The sequence below is a fragment of the Pseudomonas sp. A-R-19 genome (genome assembly GCF_019956575.1).
Taxonomy (GTDB): Bacteria; Pseudomonadota; Gammaproteobacteria; order Pseudomonadales; family Pseudomonadaceae; genus Aquipseudomonas.
Genome location: NZ_JAHBDR010000049.1, coordinates 1 through 17,170, shown reverse-complemented (window position 1 = coordinate 17,170; position 17,170 = coordinate 1). Strand labels below are relative to the sequence as shown.

Here is a 17,170-nt window from a genome sequence, read left to right as displayed (position 1 = left end):
GGGAGTTTGAACGGTGAATTCAATCACAGACACGGCATTGGCTTCGTTTGTCCAGCCATTGAGCCAGGCCGGACGCCTGTTGCAACTGACGACGCCCCAAGGGCAGGAGCTGTTCGCGCTGCGAGCCCATGCCCGGGAGCGGCTGGGCCGGGTGCCCCGCTACACGGTTGACGTGATCAACCAGGCGACGGTGTTCGACCCCGAACAACTGATTGGTCAGGCGGTCCAACTGAGCATCAAGCTGGACGACGGCAGTTTGAGCCCAAGGCATGGCTGGGTGGAAAGCGTGCGCTACCTGGGAAGTGACGGCGGTCTGGACGATTGGCAACTGGTCTTCGCTCCCTGGTTCAGCCTGCTGGAATACCGTGTGGATTGCAGGATCTGGCAGGAGGTGAGCCTTCCCGACATCCTCGCCCAGGTGTTCCAGCACTACAGCCAGGCGCGTGGCGCGTACCGCTTCGAACTGTCACGGGAATATCCGCTGCTGTCCTACGTCACCCAGTTCAACGAGACCGATGCCCATTTCGTGCAGCGCTGGTGCGAACAGGAAGGTTTGTTCTGGTACGTGGAACACGCGCTTGATAGCCACTGCATCGTCTTCACTGACAGCGCCATGCTTTTACCGACCTTGAACCCATCTGCCTTGCGTTTTCATACGCAACAGGCCGCTGACCGGCAAGACAGCATTACTCAATGGAGCCCCGGAGCCCGATTGCTCAATGGCCTGGTGCAATCAAGCAGCAGCGACTACCTCTGTCATGCCCGATCACAAATCACCCGAACCCCGGCGCTGCCAGCATCTTCGGCGCCACCAGACCTCGAGCGTTATCAATACCGTGGGCAATATGCCTGGCAAAACCCGGACCGTGGCGACTGGCTGAGCCGCGTGCAGATTGAGCAGGACGAATCGGCTGCCAGACGCATCCATGGGCAAGGTGGCGTGCGCCAGATGCAACCGGGTCATGGTTTCGAGCTGACCCAACATCCGTTGTATGAATCCAGGACGCCCAAGGAACGCCAGTTCCTGATCATCGCGGTCGAGTTTTTTGCCCAGAGCAACCTGCCGGTCGGCACGCAGCGAGCAAGCCCGCCCGGTAGCCTGAAAGCGCTTTTCGAATCCGAGCAGCGTCAGTCGATGCACGAAGTGGATAGCGAAGGCTTTTACCTGAACCGCTTCGAGACCCAGCGACTGGACATTGCTTATCGCAGCCCTTTCGTTCATGCCAAACCGGCCAACCCCGGCCCGCAGACCGCCGTCGTCGTGGCCCCGAGCGGTCGCGAGGTCTTTACCGACCAGCTCAACCGTATCTGCGTACGTTTTCATTGGGACCGTCTGCTCAAGGATGGCGAACTGGGCTCATGCTGGCTGCGCATGATGCAGGCCAGCAGTGGCGAGGGCTGGGGCAGCGTGAACGTGCCTCGCTCGGGGGAAGAGGTCGTGGTGACGTTCCTCGACAACGACATCGACCGCCCCCTGGTGATGGGGCAGGTCTATGGCGGACACAAGCCCGCCTGGCACTCAAGCGGGTTGATGAGCGGTTACAAGAGCCAGGAGATCAAAGGACTTGGCTACAACCAGTGGGTGATGGACGACTCCACCGGCCAGATACGGACCCAGATCCACAGCAGCCATGGCCACAGCCAGTTGAACCTCGGTTATCTAATCGACCAGCAGGGCAATCAGCGTGGCGCCCTGCGGGGTACAGGTTTTGAGTTGCGCACCGATGCCTACGGTGCCTTGCGCGCGCAGCAGGGTTTGTATCTCAGCACCTGGCCACGCACCAAAGCGCAAGGCGGCCAGGTCGATGTCGAGGAAGCCCGCACGCAACTGATAAACGCCCAGGAGCGGGTCAAGGCATTGTCCGAGGCCGCTCGCCAGCACAATGCCCTGCCGATGCAGGGAAGTGTCGACAGCCTCGGTCAACTTGATGTCGATACTCGGCTGGACTATGGCAGTGAAGGCAAACACCTCACCGGCAATCAACGACAACCACGCAATGGCGGTGACACCGATGCGGCGATCAGCAGTGGTGGCCGTGGCCGCACGGCGGGCTTTCACAAGCCGCTATTGATCGCCTCAGCGCCTGCCGACATCGTCACCGCGACGCCGCAAAATACCCACATTCATAGCGGCAAGCAGTTGACCTTGTCGAGCGGAGAAGACATCAACCTTGCCAGCGGCCAGTCATTGCTGGCCAGTGTTGCTCAAAGCATCAGCCTGTTCGCCAAGGCAGCGGGCGCCAAGCTGTTCGCGGCCAAAGGCAAGATTGAAATACAGGCACAGAGCGATGCCATCGAGCTCACCGCCCAGGACAGCGTGCGTATCACTTCGACCGGGCGTTCCGTCGAAATTGCCGCTCAGGATGAAATTCTGCTGACCAGCGGCGGCGCTTACATTCGCATCAAGGACGGCAACATCGACATCCATGCGCCTGGCACCGTTGATGTAAGGGGCGTGAAAAAGTCCTTCAGGGGCCCGGCACAACTCAACCGCGACAACCCGGCGTGGCCAACGGGCTCGGTCAGTCAGACGCTGGTATTGGCGGTCGGGCAAAGCAGCGCCGCAGGTTTTCAGCCGTGGGCGGGCATGCCTTACACACTCTTTGCCGATGGGGTTCAGGCCGCAAAAGGTGTCATGGATACCAGTGGCCGGATTGCCGTCGACCACCACGTCACCACCCGCCGTTATCACATCGAACTGGCCAACGGCGTCAGCTACGAGGTGCCGGTGGGCGGCGCTTACCTGGGAGAGCCGGGCAATGCCCAACGGGCCAACCAGGGTTTCCACCGTCATGAGCAACAACCTCGACCGGGCGATACGCCGCCAGACAGCTCCAGCGGGTTCCGCCAGACCTATGCCCAATTGAACACTGCAGAACCGGAGGCTTGAAGATGACCACACCCACGATCACAGTCCCGATCGCCACGAGCAAGACCACCTCCTGCCAGCTCAACCTGCCGTGGTTCGTACAGTGCACCGAATACGTCCCGGCGCCCGCCACCTTCGAGCCGCTGGTGAATGGCGAGCGCGCCTTCAGCTCGGTGTATGACGCCATCTCGGCCGCCAAAACCAGCGTGGAAATCATCTGTTGGGGGTTTCAGCCGTCGATGTACTTCAAGCGCGGCGATACCGGTTCGCTGTGCATCGGCGATCTGTTGATCAAGAAAGCCCTTGAAGGCGTTCAAGTCCGAATCCTGTGTTGGTACGACACGTTGCGCCTCGCCCAGACCTCGGAAAACCCGACGCCCGGTGACAACGTCACCAACTGGTTCGGCAAGTACAAGCAGAACCGCAACGACGTACAAATCGAATATGACAAGATGTGGTATCGCCAGATCCGGCTGGCCTACACGGGCGCCGAAACCGGCCCCATCGAGCTGGGCCAGCGTTTCTTTCGCCTGATGCGATGGGGCAATGACCCCTCTCTGAGCATCAAGAACATCGAATTCGTCACTCGCGACTTCGGCCTGCTGGATCGTGCAGAAATTGCCTGGCGCCTGACCTTGAAGGCACTGGACAAGGATCGCGACACGACCAACAAAGTCATGAGTTCGGTGGCCATGGTTGCCGAGCCGAGCCACCACCAGAAAATGGTGCTGGTGGACTACGAGCAACCGGAGGTCGCCGTCGGGTTCGTGATGGGGCACAACACGCTGGATGCCTATTGGGACAATGATGATCACAGCCATGTGCGACACCATGCGCAGTTCGGACGCAACGGCGAAACGCCCCGGCAGGATATTTCCAGCCGAGTGAGCGGTCCGGTGCTTGAGTTCTTGAACGACAACTTCTGCGCCGCCTGGAAAAAAGAAACCCGCGTCGACCTGCTCGGCCCTCGTCAACACCTCGCCGGACAACTGCGCCTGCGCCCAGGCTACGGCCCTCCCGTCATGGCGCAGATACTCAGGACCCAAAGCCAGGAAAACATCCGTGACATCGAGAAGGTCTACCTGAAGGCCGTCAACAACACGACCCGATTCATCTACATCGAGAACCAGTACTTTCGCTGGCCACCGCTGGCGGACAAGATCAAGAGCGTCGTGCAAAACCTTCTCAAAGGCGGGCGCGATCTTGAAAAAGACGGGCCGCTGTACCTGTTCGTCGTGACCAACTCCTCCAGCGAAGCCATGGGCGATGGCTCGGTCAATACTTTCCGCATGTTGAAGCAGTTGGGCCGCCCGGAGTTGATGCCGGGTGTCGCCAGGGCCGAACGGCGTGACGGTCTACAGGCCGAACTTGACCAAGCCAAGCTGGCCGAGCGCCTGGCTTCCATCAATGCGCGCATTTTCAAGGATCAACGCGATACCGAGCATGACCCGGCGGCGGCTCGGTACTACGAAACCTTGAAAGACAAGCGGGAACGCGCACGCGCCAGGGTTGCGCAGCTTGAAAAAGAGTTTCCCCAGCAAGACCAGGCCGTCATATCCCCCACGGAAATTCCCGGCCTGAAAGTACACATTTGTACCCTGGTGGCCCCAGATTCCCCGCCGGAAAACTGGATGGATGTGTATGTGCACAGCAAGTTGATGATTGTCGATGACGTGTTCACCACGCTGGGTTCTGCGAACATCAATACGCGGAGTATGCAGGTGGACAGTGAGTTGAATATTTGTATTGAGGATCCTGCGGTTACAAGGCCGTTGAGGGAGCATTTGTTTGGGGTGCATACGGGGGGGAGGGCGATGGGGAATGATATGGCTGAGGTGTCCGAGATATGGGACTACATTCTTGAAAAAAATGACGAGAGAAGAGTGCACGGTTTGCAACGAAAAACAGAATTCACCCCCAATCCCCCGATTGCATCATTGGTTGAGTTTTTACAAGAAAGTTCTGTCAGGAGAAACTTAGACTAAGTGAAGAAAAAAATAGTTGCTGTTTTTATTTTTTGTATTTTCATTGCTGCTTGTTCAAAAGAGGAAGAAGGGATGCCCGATATCTCGCAGACAGCCTTTGCCTACAACAGGCTGGAATTTAAGTGTGTATATGAACGCGATGCATTACCGGTGTTGAGTCAGGACGCGGACGTCTTGTATCGGTATAGCCTTTACTTGGAAAAGCGTAAAGGGCAGAAGGATTACGACGAGATCGCCCGCTATTATCGTATCGCGGCTGCACACGATCATTACAAGGCCGCGACCAATCTGCAGTTCCTGCTGTCAGCCGGACAGGCTCAGTCTCCTGACGCGAGTAAAGAGGTCATCAACCTAGCCGAATACTATATTGCTCAAGGCATTCCTGGGGCTTATTACGATATGGGGCATTACCTGGAGTTGGGTTATGGCGTCAAACAGGATGTCGCGGCCTCCAGGGCTTACTTTCGTCGGGCGGCTGACTTGGGAAATCCGGACGCTCAGTATTACATAGGCAGGCTTTTGTCCTATGTGCCCAATACGGCCGAAATTATGTTGGCGATGTACAAATGTGCGATGGAGCAGGGCAATCGAGCAGCCGGAAGAAGATACTCAATATATTCACAAGGGTCAGGTGATTACAAAGACTCCGTGCAAGGCTATCAAATAGCAGTTCGGTATGGCGATGCCGCTAGTGCTAGTCGACTGGCTAGCGCATTTGAAGGTCCCCCAGTGTCCGATGAGCTTTATTATTTGGCACTTGAGAAAGATTCCGAACGTGTAGAACGATATAAAAAAATTAACTTATTCCTGAGGCGACACGAACATTTAGAGGCAAAAATCCCCGATCTGGATGACATCGTCCCGCTCCCACCTGCGACCCTCCCCGAGTGGGACGGTACCTTCCAATGGAAACGAGAGCGTGACTCGGCTGTCCCCATCATTCCATCAGCAGAGCTGATCGAGAAACTCAGCGCCGAAAAGGGACTTGATCCCGCCACGGGCTTGCGGCTGCCAAAATCCACCGGGAATACCTGATCATTACCGTCGTGCATCCTGTTTGGTTAGTTTGGAGAAAGTGAATAGATATGGGCAAGTCATTAATTGTCGAGTGAAGTTATGCGGGGGAATTTAATAAATAATCAGGTCGGGGCGAATAAGCTGCTGCTGGCATTGTTCAGCTTCTTGATGATCATGGCCTGCTCAAAAAAAGAAGAGCAGATGCCTGATGCCGCGTCGGTGGAAATTGCTCGCAGTAGTTTGGAGTTCAAGTGCGTATATGAGCGCGATGCATTACCGGTGATGAGTCAGGGCGCGGACGTCTTGTATCGGTATGGCCTTTACTTGGAAAAGCGTAAAGGGCAGAAGGATTACGACGAGATCGCCCGCTATTATCGTATCACGGCTGCACACGATCATTACAAGGCCGCGACCAATCTGCAATTTCTACTGTCAACCGGACAAGCCCGCTCTCCTGACGCGAGTAAAGAGGTCATCGATCTGGCCGAATTTTATATTGCTCAAGGTATCCCGGGGGCTTATTACGACATGGCGCATTACCTGGAGTTGGGTTATGGAGTCAAACAGGATGTCGCGGCCTCCAGAGCCTATTTTCGGCGAGCGGCCGATTTGGGGAATCCGGACGCCCAATACTACATAGGCAGGCTTCTATCCTATGTACCCAATACGGCCGAAACCATGCTGGCGATGTACAAGTGTGCGATGGAACAAGGTAATCACTCGGCGGGAAGAAATTACGCAATTTATTCGCAAGGTTCAGAGCTATACCAAGAAGCTCTACAAGGCTTTCAAATAGCAATTCGCAATGGCGATGACAGCAGTGCTAGTCAACTGGCGAGTGCCTTCGAAGGGCCGCCAGCGTCCGAAGAACTGTACTACCTGGCTGTTAAGCAAGATGGCGAGCGCGTTGATCGATACAATAAAATCAGCGACTTCCTGACGCGACACGAACATCTCGGGGCAAAAATGCCCGATCTGGATGACATCGTCCCACTCCCACCTGCGACCCTCCCCGAGTGGGACGGTACCTTCCAATGGAAACGAGAGCGTGACTCGGCTGTTCCCATCGTTCCATCAGCAGAGCTGATCGAGAAACTCAGCGCCGAAAAGGGACTTGATCCCGCCACGGGTTTGCCGCTGCCAAAAACCGCCGGGAACCTCTAATTAATGCTGTTCCTGCAATAACTGCACGTGATGGTCGGGATGGGCTGACCCAGTCCTGCGGCTTGACCCAGGCTGAGGCGGAGTTGATGAGCAAGCTTCACAAGAGCAGCTAGAAACCTGTAGGAGCGAGCCTGCTCGCGATGGACGTTAACGATGACGCGGGTTTCCTGAAGAAACGCGGTGCTCATACCTCCATCGCGAGCAGGCTCGCTCCTACAGTGGTTCTATGCCGGGCACAAAATCACTGCAGACACCTGTGGGAGCGAGCTTGCTCGCGATGGCGCCCTTGAAATTTCAGTAGTCATCCCCGCGTTCGGTGACGTCCTTCTCCACCATCAACGCATCCGGATCCTGCCCCGCCGGAAACTTCCCCTTCAAACTCCACGCAAACGCAATGATCTCGGCAATCGTCAGATAGAGCTCCTGGGGAATGCTGTCCCCCAGCTCCATCCTCGCCAACAACCTCACCAGCTCGGCGTTCTCGTAGATCGGCACTTCGCAGTCGCGGGCGATGCGCAGGATTTCTTCCGCGAGCTCTTCGTCGCCCTTGGCGGTGAGGGTGGGGGCGTGGGTGCCGTCGTATTTGAGGGCGATGGCCTGGCGTGGGGCGTTGGGGTTTTTCATGCGGTTTCGTCGACCCAGCGTTGTTCGAGGCGGGTTTGCGGGCCTTGGGGTGGTGTGCCGAGGTGGCAGTCCAGGTCGCCGACGTTGAGGCCGGCGGACAGTAGGCGGTTACGCAGGCCGGCCAGATTGCTTTCGATCAGGCTGGCGGTGTACGGCCGCTCGGCCCAGAGCTGGCTGGAGAGGCTGCCCTTGATCAGTTGCGCCTGGATTTGCAGCGGCCCCAAAGGCTCCATGGCGAAGGCCAGTTCCACGCGCCACAACTGCTGCTTGGGTTCGCGTTCTTCGCGACGTTCCTTTGGCGGTTCTTTTTCGGGGGCGTCCTCACGCTGGAACTTGACCTGCAGTGGCACGATGTCTTGCAGATTGCGCATCGGGATTTCCAGCTGCCAGGTGCTCATCAGCCGTCCGTCGGCAGTAACGCCGGTTTGTTCCAGGCTCGACAGCTGATGGCTTTGCAGGCGTGAAACCGCGGCGGCGGCCAGGCGCAGCAGGTGTTCGAGGTCGCCTTCACCCTCGGCGCTTTGCAGCTGGCGTTCGGGCAGCGGGAAACTGCTCGGCGACGGTTTGGCACTGACCTGGCCGAGCATGCCCAGGGCATTACGGACAAAATTCGGCATGGCCTGGGCCAGGGTATTGGCGGCGATGATCGCGCCGAGGCCGGTGTGGGCCGGCAAGCCCTGACTCAATTGCGCGACCAGTTTGAGCAAATCGCCTTTCATGTCCGGCGCGAGCGCCGGGTTCTGCCCGCTCAGCAGTTTGCTTTCGAGGAACGCACCGCTGCTGGCCAGGGCCAATGCCAGGCCCTTGGGGGTGCTCAGTTGCTGGACATCCGGCAGGCCGGCGAGCAGGCGGGCAGCGACGCTACGCAGTTCGGCGGAGGTCTGGTCCGAGGCCGGAAGGTTCTGCAGGAGCTTGAGCAAGCCATCCAGCGAGCCTTGGCGGCTTTGCTGGTCGACCAGTTGCTGGGTCACCGCCAATTGTTCCTGGCGGCTGCTCAGGGGCACGAACTTCACGGTCTGGGCGTCCTGCACCTGGGCGCTCAGCAAGGTGCCGATACGCAATGGCTGCGGACTGTCGATGCTCAGGGTGCTGCCGCTCAGTGCGGTATTGAGCAGGCCCACCATCGAGCGAAATACCATGGGTTGGCCGGGTACCTGTGGCAGCACCTGCGAGGTCAGCACTTTGCCCTGCAGCAGGGTGCCCACGGGCAGTTGCGCGGTGTCGATTCTAGTGAGGGTGGCGACGCTGGAGGCGATAGCCTGCTGCACCGTCACGGCCAGGTTGCCGGCCGAGGGTTGGCTGACGAGCAGCGTCGTGCCCTGGGCCAGCGGTTGATTGCTGGTGGTCTGCACCGTGGTCTGGCGGCCGCTGTCGAGGGTGACCTTGAGCAGCATCTGGAAAGTCTGATCCGCCTGCTTGAGCGACAACACTTCGGCCTGGGCGGTTTGACCGACGCTGATCAGCCCCTCCACCGGTGTCAGCAATTTGAGCAACTCACCGCTGACCACCTGCGGGCGTGACGTCGCCGGGATGGTTTGCGGTAGCGGGAGGATGTTCATTTCGCCTGTCATACGCGGTCACAACCTGAGGAAAATGCACTCTTTAGAGTAAGGCCTGGCATGTATAATGCCGCGCCGTTGTATCCAAAAATGGCGAAAACTTTGCAAATGTTTGACGCAGCTCTCTAGAACAAGACGTCATTGCATCTATGCTGCATCTCTTTAACGGCCGCGTCAGTGCCGACTTGAACCGTATAAGGCCCATGAACCCTTGACCAGTCCTGTCCTGCAAACCGTTGCCCTTGCCTGTGAGCGAGACCTTCGGCTGCTCTTCGAAAATCTCGATTTGAGACTGACCAGTGGCGAAATGGTGCAAATCAGTGGCCCCAACGGCAGTGGCAAGACCAGCCTGCTGCGCCTGCTCTCGGGGCTGATGCAGCCGACCGCCGGTCAGGTGCTGCTCAACGGCGAGCCGCTGAACGAACAACGCTTTGAGCTGGCGCGCAACCTGCTGTGGATCGGCCACGCGGCCGGGATCAAGGATTTGCTGACACCGGAAGAGAACCTGAGCTGGCTATGTGCCTTGCATCATCCGGCGACCCATGAGGCGATCTGGCAGGCGCTGGCCGCGGTCGGGCTGCGGGGGTTCGAGGATGTTCCCTGTCATACGTTGTCCGCCGGTCAGCAGCGTCGCGTCGCCTTGGCGCGCTTGTATCTGGACAGCCCGCCGCTGTGGATCCTCGATGAACCCTTTACCGCCCTCGACAAGCAGGGCGTGGCTCAACTCGAAGAACACCTGGCCGGCCACTGTGAACGCGGTGGCATGGTGGTGTTGACCACTCATCACACGCTGAGCCGGATGCCGGCCGGTTATCGCGACATCGATCTGGGGAGCTGGGCCGTATGAGTGTTTTCGGCCTGCTGGTCGCCCGCGAGGCTCGTCTGCTGTTCCGTCGTCCGGCGGAGTTGGCCAATCCACTCGTATTCTTCGCCATCGTGGTATCCCTGTTCCCGCTGGCGGTCGGCCCCGAGTCTCAATTGTTGCAAACCTTGTCTCCGGGACTGGTCTGGGTCGCGGCACTTTTATCGGTTCTGCTCTCGCTGGACGGGCTTTTCCGCAGTGATTTCGAAGACGGTTCGCTTGAACAGTGGGTCCTTTCGCCGCACCCCCTGGCTCTTCTGGTATTGGCCAAAGTGCTGGCACACTGGGCTTTTTCCGGCCTGGCACTGGTTTTGCTCGCGCCTTTACTGGCGTTGATGCTCGGCCTGCCTGCCGCCTGTCTGCCGGTGTTGCTGCTTTCGTTGCTGCTCGGTACACCGGTACTGAGCTTGCTCGGTGCGGTGGGTGCGGCACTGACCGTGGGCTTGAAGCGCGGTGGCCTGTTACTGGCACTGCTGATTCTGCCGCTGTACATCCCGGTGTTGATCCTTGGCAGTGGCGCCTTGCAGGCTGCCTTGCAGGGCATGCCGGCGACCGGTTATCTCCTGTGGCTTGGTAGCCTGACCGCCCTGGCGATAACCCTGACACCTTTTGCAATAGCTGCTGGCCTGAAGATCAGCGTCGGCGAATAATAATGAGGCCTGGTTAAAAATTAACCACTCTTTTTGAAAAAAAGCAGGCCCTGGCTCTTCACAGTAAAGAGCAACCGTGACGGAAACAGAGTATGAACTGGACGTGGTTTCACAAGCTTGGCTCGCCCAAATGGTTTTACGGCATCAGCGGCAAAATGCTGCCCTGGCTGAGCGTCGCGGCGTTGCTGCTGATCAGCGTTGGCGTGGTCTGGGGCCTGGCCTTCGCGCCGCCGGACTACCAGCAGGGCAACAGTTTTCGCATCATCTACATCCACGTCCCGGCCGCGATGCTGGCGCAGTCCATCTACGTGATGCTGGCGGTGTGCGGCATCGTCGGGCTGGTATGGAAGATGAAACTGGCCGACGTCGCCCTGCAATGCGCGGCGCCCATTGGTGCCTGGATGACCGCCGTGGCGTTGGTCACCGGCGCGATCTGGGGCAAGCCGACCTGGGGCTCGTGGTGGGTCTGGGATGCACGCCTTACGTCCATGTTGATTCTGCTATTCCTGTACTTCGGTCTCATTGCGCTGGGCAACGCCATCAGCAATCGTGACAGCGCGGCCAAGGCTTGCGCGGTGCTGGCGATCGTCGGCGTGATCAACATCCCGATCATCAAGTACTCGGTGGAGTGGTGGAACACCCTGCACCAGGGCGCGACCTTCACCCTCACCGAAAAACCGGCGATGCCCGCCGAAATGTGGCTGCCACTGCTGCTGACGGCGTTGGGGTTCTACTGTTTCTTCGGCGCGGTCCTGCTGCTGCGCATGCGTCTTGAAGTGCTCAAGCGCGAAGCCCGGGCCAGTTGGGTCAAGGCCGAAGTGGAAAACAGCCTGGAGGTTGCTCGATGAGTTTTGCTTCATTCGGCGACTTCCTCGCCATGGGTCATCATGGCCTGTATGTCTGGTCAGCCTATGGCATCTGCCTGGCGGTATTGGCCCTCAACGTGGCGGCGCCGATCCTGGCCCGCAAGCGGTATCTGCAACAAGAGGCGCGTCGTTTGCGCCGGGAGAACGGCAAGTGAATCCGCTGCGCAAAAAGCGTCTTATCATCATTCTCGCAATCCTGGTCGGGGTCGGTGCTGCCGTCGGCCTGGCCCTGAGCGCCCTGCAGCAGAACATCAATCTGTTTTACACACCAACGCAGATCGCCAACGGTGAAGCGCCACAAGACACGCGCATTCGTGCTGGCGGCATGGTCGAGAAGGGCTCGCTGGAGCGTTCCGGCGACTCCCTGGACGTGAAGTTCGTCGTCACCGACTTCAACAAATCCGTGACCATCACCTATCGCGGCATCCTTCCGGACCTGTTCCGCGAAGGGCAGGGCATCGTCGCCCTTGGCAAGATCAATGCCGATGGCGTGGTGGTGGCCGATGAAGTGCTGGCCAAGCACGACGAGAAGTACATGCCGCCGGAAGTGACCAAGGCGTTGAAAGACAGCGGTCAATCGGCTCCAACGCCCGCGAAGGAGGGTTGATCCATGACATCCGGCATCTTTATTCCCGAGTTGGGTCATCTGGCGATGATCCTGGCCCTGTGCTTCGCCCTGGCCCAGGCCGTGGTGCCATTGCTCGGCGCCTGGCGCGGTGACCGCCTGTGGATGAGCCTGGCCCAGCCGGCCGCGTGGGGGCAGTTCACCTTCCTGGTGTTTGCCTTCGGTTGCCTGACCTACGCCTTCATGGTCGATGACTTCTCCGTGGCCTATGTGGCCAACAACTCCAACAGTGCCTTGCCGTGGTACTACAAGTTCAGCGCCGTGTGGGGGGCCCACGAAGGTTCCCTGCTGTTATGGGCCTTGATCCTCGGCGGCTGGACCTTCGCGGTGTCGGTGTTCTCCCGGCAGTTGCCGCAGGTCATGCTGGCCCGCGTTCTGGCGGTGATGGGCATGATCAGCACCGGTTTCCTGCTGTTCCTGATCATGACGTCCAACCCGTTCAAGCGCATCCTGCCGCAAATGCCCAGCGACGGTGCCGACCTCAACCCGCTGCTGCAAGACATCGGCCTGATCGTGCACCCGCCGATGCTGTATATGGGCTACGTCGGATTCTCGGTGGCCTTCGCCTTCGCCATCGCCGCGCTGATGGGCGGTCGCCTGGATGCCGCGTGGGCGCGCTGGTCGCGTCCATGGACTATCGTCGCCTGGGCGTTCCTCGGCATTGGCATCACCCTGGGTTCGTGGTGGGCCTACTACGAACTCGGCTGGGGTGGCTGGTGGTTCTGGGACCCGGTGGAAAACGCCTCGTTCATGCCATGGCTGGTGGGCACCGCACTGATTCACTCGTTGGCGGTCACGGAAAAACGTGGCGTGTTCAAGAGCTGGACCGTGTTGCTGGCCATCGCCGCGTTCTCCTTGAGCCTGCTGGGCACCTTCCTCGTGCGTTCCGGCGTGCTGACCTCGGTGCACGCCTTTGCGTCCGACCCGGAGCGCGGGGTGTTCATCCTGATTTTCCTGTTGTTCGTGGTCGGTGGTTCGCTGACGCTGTTCGCCCTGCGCGCTCCAGTGGTCAAGAGTCAGGTCGGCTTCAACCTCTGGTCCCGGGAAACCCTGCTGCTGGGCAACAACCTGGTGCTGGTGGTGGCCGCGTCGATGATCCTGCTCGGCACCCTGTATCCGCTGATTCTGGACGCCATGACCGGCGCCAAGCTGTCGGTCGGCCCGCCGTACTTCAACGCGCTGTTCATTCCGTTGATGGCATTGCTGATGGTGGTGATGGCAGTCGGCATGATCGTGCGCTGGAAAGACACCCCGGTGAAATGGCTGGTGAGCATGCTCACCCCGGTATTGCTTGGCAGCGCCGCGATGGCCGTAGTGGCCGGCGTCGCCTACGGCGATTTCAACTGGGCCGTGCTCGCGACCTTCATGCTCGCCGCCTGGGTGTTGCTGGCCGGTGTGCGTGACATCTTCGACAAGACCCGCCACAAGGGCCTGATCAAAGGTTTGCCGACCCTGACCCGCAGCTACTGGGGCATGCAGGTTGCGCACCTGGGCATTGCCGTGTGTGCGCTGGGCGTGGTGCTGTCGAGCCAGAACAGTGCCGAGCGCGACCTGCGCCTGGCGCCGGGCGAGTCCATGGACCTGGCCGGCTACCACTTCATCTTCGAAGGCGCCAAGCACTTCGAAGGTCCGAACTTCACGTCCGACAAGGGCACCGTCCGAGTGATCCGCAACGGCAAGGAAGTCAGCGTGCTGCACCCGGAAAAACGCCTGTACACCGTGCAGAACTCGGTGATGACCGAAGCGGGTATCGACGCCGGTTTCACCCGCGACCTCTATGTCGCCCTCGGTGAACCGTTGGGCAATGGCGCCTGGGCCGTGCGCGTGCACGTCAAGCCGTTCGTGCGCTGGATCTGGTTCGGCGGGCTGTTGACCGGTCTCGGTGGGCTGCTGGCAGCACTGGATCGACGTTATCGGGTCAAGGTGAAATCCAAGGTGCGTGAAGCACTGGGCATGTCGGGAGCCACTGCATGAAGCGTTGGTTGATGTTGTTGCCACTGGCGATTTTTCTGGTGGTCGCTGTATTCCTTTACCGTGGGTTGTACCTGGATCCGGCTGAGCTGCCTTCGGCCATGATCAACAAGCCGTTCCCGGAGTTTTCCCTGCCGTCGGTGCAGGGCGACAAGACCCTGACCCGCGCGGACATCCTCGGCAAACCGGCGCTGGTCAACGTCTGGGGCACCTGGTGCATTTCCTGCCGGGTCGAGCACCCGGTGCTGAACAAGCTGGCCCAGCAAGGCGTGGTGATCTACGGCATCAACTACAAGGACACCAACGCCGATGCCTTGAAGTGGCTGACGGACTTCCACAACCCGTATGTACTGGACATTCGTGACGACGAAGGCTCGCTGGGCCTCAACCTCGGTGTGTACGGCGCGCCGGAAACCTTCTTCATCGACGCCAAGGGCATCATCCGCGACAAGTTCGTCGGCGTGATCGATGAGCAGGTCTGGCGCGAAAAACTGGCGGGCAAGTACCAGGCGCTGGTCGATGAGGCCAAGCCATGAAGCGCTGGATAGCTGCCGCTGTTCTGGGCTTGAGCCTGGCGGGCGTGGCCCACGCCGCGATCGACACTTACGAGTTCGCCAAGGAAGGTGATCGCGAACGCTTTCGCGAGCTGACCAAGGAACTGCGCTGCCCCAAGTGTCAGAATCAGGACATCGCCGATTCCAACGCACCGATTGCCGCCGACCTGCGCAAAGAGATTTTCCGCATGCTCGGCGAGGGCAAGGACAACCAGCAGATCATCGATTTCATGGTCGACCGCTACGGTGATTTCGTCCGCTACAAACCGGCCCTGAACGCCAAGACCGCCTTGCTCTGGTTCGGCCCCGCCGGCCTGCTGCTGGGTGGTGTCGTGATCATCGCGGTGATCGTCCGCCGTCGTCGCGTGCAACGCGCCGACACCCCGGGCTCGCTGTCTGCCGAGGAGCGCTCGCGCCTCGACCAACTGTTGGATAAAACCAAGAATGATTGATTTCTGGCTCGCTGCAGGTCTGCTGCTTCTGGTTGCCCTGAGTTTTCTGTTGATCCCGGTTCTGCGCAGCCGCCGCGCCCAGCGCGAAGAGGATCGTACCGCCCTGAACGTCGCGCTTTATCAGGAGCGTGTGGCTGAGTTGCAGACTCAGCAGGAAGAGGGCGTGCTCGATGCGACGCAAATGGACGCCGGTCGTGCCGAAGCCGCTCGTGAGTTGCTCGCGGACACCGAGGGCGTCGAAGCGCCGCGGGTGTCGCGTCTGGGCAAACCCTTGCCGTTGCTGGCGGCCGTTCTGGTGCCGGTGCTGGGCCTGGGGCTGTACATGCATTACGGCGCCAGCGACAAGGTCGAACTGACCCGTGAGTTCTCCCAGGCACCCAAGTCGATGGAAGAGATGACCCAGCGCCTGGAGCGTGTGGTCGCCGCTCAACCGGATTCCGCCGAAGGCATGTACTTCCTCGGTCGCACCTACATGGCTCAGGATCGCCCGGCGGATGCGGCGAAGATGTTCGAACGCACGGTGAACCTGGCCGGTCGTCAGCCCGAGTTGCTCGGTCAATGGGCCCAGGCCCAGTACTTCGCTGATGGCAAGAAGTGGTCGGACAAGGTCCAGGCCCTGACCGACGAAGCGCTCAAGGCCGATCCGAAGGAAGTCACCAGCCTCGGCCTGCTCGGCATCGCCGCGTTTGAAGGCGAACGCTATCAGGACGCTATCGACTATTGGAATCGCCTGCTGGCGCAACTGCCGCCGGACGACCAGTCCCGTGAGGCGTTGCAAGGCGGGATCACCCGGGCCACGGAGAAGCTGGTGGCCAGTGGCGGCAAGGTTGCGCAAGCGCCGGCGGCCAAGGCCTCGGCCGTCCTCAAGGTCAGCGTCGATCTGGCTGCGGATTTGAAAGCCAAGGTTCAGCCGGGTGATAGCGTGTTCATTTTCGCCCGTGCGATGTCCGGCCCGCCGGCCCCGCTGGCGGTCAAGCGCATGACCGTGGCGGACTTGCCGGTGACTGTCGAACTGGGCGATGCCGACGCGATGATGCCGCAATTGAAACTGTCGAACTTCCCTGAAGTCCAACTGGTTGCGCGCATTTCCCGTGCTGGCAAACCGACCGCCGGCGAGTGGATCGGTCGCAGCCAGCCCCTGGCCAGCAGCACCACCGCGCCGCAAACACTGATCATCGACAGCCCGGACAAATAACAGGAAAACGCAATCATGACCGCATTCGCTCGTATCACCCTGCTCAGCGTCGTTATGGGGTTAAGTGCTTGTGCGGTCCAGCAGCCGACGGAGCATCAGGCACCGCCACCGTTTCCGCCGTCGCAGCCGAGTCCCACGCCATCGACGTCGCCTGTGCCAAGTAAACCGAGCATTCCGGCCAAACCCTCCAAGCCGTTGCCACGCACCTCAGCCAGCTTCGCGCCGCCACCTGGGGGGAATAGCCATTGGGACCAGAAGCTTGGGGTGTATGTGTTGGATGACCAGCCCAATACCTTTTATCGCCAGCGTACCTATTACCGCTGGGATAACGGCTGGAGCCGGTCGATCAGTCCTAACGGGCCGTGGGAAGATACTGATATTCACGGAGTGCCGGGGGGGCTGGGGCGGCAATTCGGGCAGTGAGGTAACAAGGCGACTTTCGGGTCGCCTTTTTTGTGCCTGCTGAATAATTTGGCTCAGCCGCAATTCCTGTAGGAGTTGGCTTGCCAGCGATGGCGGCCTTCGGGCCGGCCAGGTTCTTGGGTGATTGAGTACATATCCGTTTCTGCGGTAACGGCGGCTTATGGTTTCGCCCTTACGGCGAGTCCCTTTTGGCAAACGCCCCAAAAGGAACCAAAAGGTCTCGCCCCGGTATGACTCACCCACATAGGTAACAAAACAGTTCAAGCACATAGGTAACAGTCTTTAACTGGCACTGGTCGATTCCGAGGATCTGACCATGCCGTGGCGAGAGCTGAAACCTATGGACCTGAAAGT

General features: G+C 59.6%; 16 protein-coding genes and 1 pseudogene. 15 read left to right on the top strand and 2 right to left on the bottom strand.

Translation table 11 applies throughout. From position 1 onward, the window contains the following. Positions 1 to 13 precede the first annotated feature (13 nt). From KGA88_RS11905 to KGA88_RS11885, 5 genes and pseudogenes are all read left to right on the top strand, one after another. Positions 14 to 2,890, top strand: a complete 2,877-nt coding sequence (locus tag KGA88_RS11905) for a type VI secretion system Vgr family protein (protein WP_223591201.1) — start codon at positions 14 to 16, stop codon at positions 2,888 to 2,890. Positions 2,891 to 2,892: 2 nt separating this feature from the next. Then, a complete protein-coding gene (locus KGA88_RS11900) occupies positions 2,893 to 4,854 on the top strand; it encodes a phospholipase D-like domain-containing protein (RefSeq protein ID WP_223591199.1) in 1,962 nt (653 codons plus the stop codon). Further along, positions 4,855 to 5,889 (top strand): DUF6396 domain-containing protein, encoded by a 1,035-nt coding sequence (locus tag KGA88_RS11895; protein WP_223591196.1) that lies wholly within the window; start codon positions 4,855 to 4,857, stop codon positions 5,887 to 5,889. Positions 5,890 to 5,970: 81 nt separating this feature from the next. Beyond that, positions 5,971 to 7,035 carry a DUF6396 domain-containing protein gene (locus KGA88_RS11890; RefSeq protein WP_223591194.1) on the top strand — a complete coding sequence of 355 codons (1,065 nt, stop codon included), beginning with the start codon at positions 5,971 to 5,973 and terminating at the stop codon, positions 7,033 to 7,035. Between the two features lie 38 nt (positions 7,036 to 7,073). After that, a pseudogene (locus tag KGA88_RS11885) lies at positions 7,074 to 7,148 on the top strand (DUF2802 domain-containing protein); the annotation flags it as partial. A gap of 181 nt (positions 7,149 to 7,329) precedes the next feature. On the opposite strand, the gene KGA88_RS11880 reads toward KGA88_RS11885, so the two are convergent. Together KGA88_RS11880 and KGA88_RS11875 are read right to left on the bottom strand one after the other, a co-directional pair. Then, a complete protein-coding gene (locus KGA88_RS11880) occupies positions 7,330 to 7,659 on the bottom strand; it encodes an EscU/YscU/HrcU family type III secretion system export apparatus switch protein (protein ID WP_223591192.1) in 330 nt (109 codons plus the stop codon). After that, on the bottom strand, positions 7,656 to 9,230 hold the full coding sequence (locus KGA88_RS11875; RefSeq protein ID WP_223591190.1) for a flagellar hook-length control protein FliK: 1,575 nt from the start codon (positions 9,228 to 9,230) through the stop codon (positions 7,656 to 7,658). The genes KGA88_RS11880 and KGA88_RS11875 overlap by 4 nt, the downstream gene beginning before the upstream one ends. Before the next feature lie 199 nt (positions 9,231 to 9,429). On the opposite strand from KGA88_RS11875, the gene ccmA reads away from it, so the two are divergent. The 10 genes from ccmA to KGA88_RS11825 all read left to right on the top strand — a co-directional run bounded on the left by ccmA (position 9,430) and on the right by KGA88_RS11825 (position 16,816). Next, positions 9,430 to 10,065: a cytochrome c biogenesis heme-transporting ATPase CcmA gene (ccmA, locus tag KGA88_RS11870; RefSeq protein ID WP_223591188.1), complete on the top strand. Its 636-nt coding sequence runs from the start codon at positions 9,430 to 9,432 to the stop codon at positions 10,063 to 10,065. Further along, positions 10,062 to 10,730 (top strand): heme exporter protein CcmB, encoded by a 669-nt coding sequence (ccmB, locus tag KGA88_RS11865; RefSeq protein ID WP_007980754.1) that lies wholly within the window; start codon positions 10,062 to 10,064, stop codon positions 10,728 to 10,730. The genes ccmA and ccmB overlap by 4 nt, the downstream gene beginning before the upstream one ends. Before the next feature lie 92 nt (positions 10,731 to 10,822). Further along, positions 10,823 to 11,578 carry a heme ABC transporter permease gene (locus KGA88_RS11860; protein ID WP_007980756.1) on the top strand — a complete coding sequence of 252 codons (756 nt, stop codon included), beginning with the start codon at positions 10,823 to 10,825 and terminating at the stop codon, positions 11,576 to 11,578. After that, complete coding sequence (gene ccmD, locus KGA88_RS11855) at positions 11,575 to 11,751, top strand: heme exporter protein CcmD (protein ID WP_008055370.1); 177 nt, start codon at positions 11,575 to 11,577, stop codon at positions 11,749 to 11,751. The genes KGA88_RS11860 and ccmD overlap by 4 nt, the downstream gene beginning before the upstream one ends. After that, a complete protein-coding gene (gene ccmE, locus KGA88_RS11850) occupies positions 11,748 to 12,203 on the top strand; it encodes a cytochrome c maturation protein CcmE (protein ID WP_110659692.1) in 456 nt (151 codons plus the stop codon). Before ccmD ends, ccmE begins: the two co-directional genes overlap by 4 nt. A 3-nt stretch (positions 12,204 to 12,206) precedes the next feature. Further along, complete coding sequence (locus tag KGA88_RS11845) at positions 12,207 to 14,195, top strand: heme lyase CcmF/NrfE family subunit (RefSeq protein WP_223591186.1); 1,989 nt, start codon at positions 12,207 to 12,209, stop codon at positions 14,193 to 14,195. Next, positions 14,192 to 14,728 (top strand): DsbE family thiol:disulfide interchange protein, encoded by a 537-nt coding sequence (locus tag KGA88_RS11840; protein ID WP_223591184.1) that lies wholly within the window; start codon positions 14,192 to 14,194, stop codon positions 14,726 to 14,728. The genes KGA88_RS11845 and KGA88_RS11840 overlap by 4 nt, the downstream gene beginning before the upstream one ends. Next, on the top strand, positions 14,725 to 15,198 hold the full coding sequence (locus KGA88_RS11835) for a cytochrome c-type biogenesis protein (RefSeq protein ID WP_223591182.1): 474 nt from the start codon (positions 14,725 to 14,727) through the stop codon (positions 15,196 to 15,198). The genes KGA88_RS11840 and KGA88_RS11835 overlap by 4 nt, the downstream gene beginning before the upstream one ends. Then, a complete protein-coding gene (ccmI, locus tag KGA88_RS11830; RefSeq protein ID WP_223591180.1) occupies positions 15,191 to 16,393 on the top strand; it encodes a c-type cytochrome biogenesis protein CcmI in 1,203 nt (400 codons plus the stop codon). Before KGA88_RS11835 ends, ccmI begins: the two co-directional genes overlap by 8 nt. Before the next feature lie 15 nt (positions 16,394 to 16,408). Continuing rightward, entirely contained in the window at positions 16,409 to 16,816 is a 408-nt protein-coding gene (locus KGA88_RS11825; RefSeq protein WP_110659696.1) for a hypothetical protein, read from the top strand. Positions 16,817 to 17,170 lie beyond the last annotated feature (354 nt).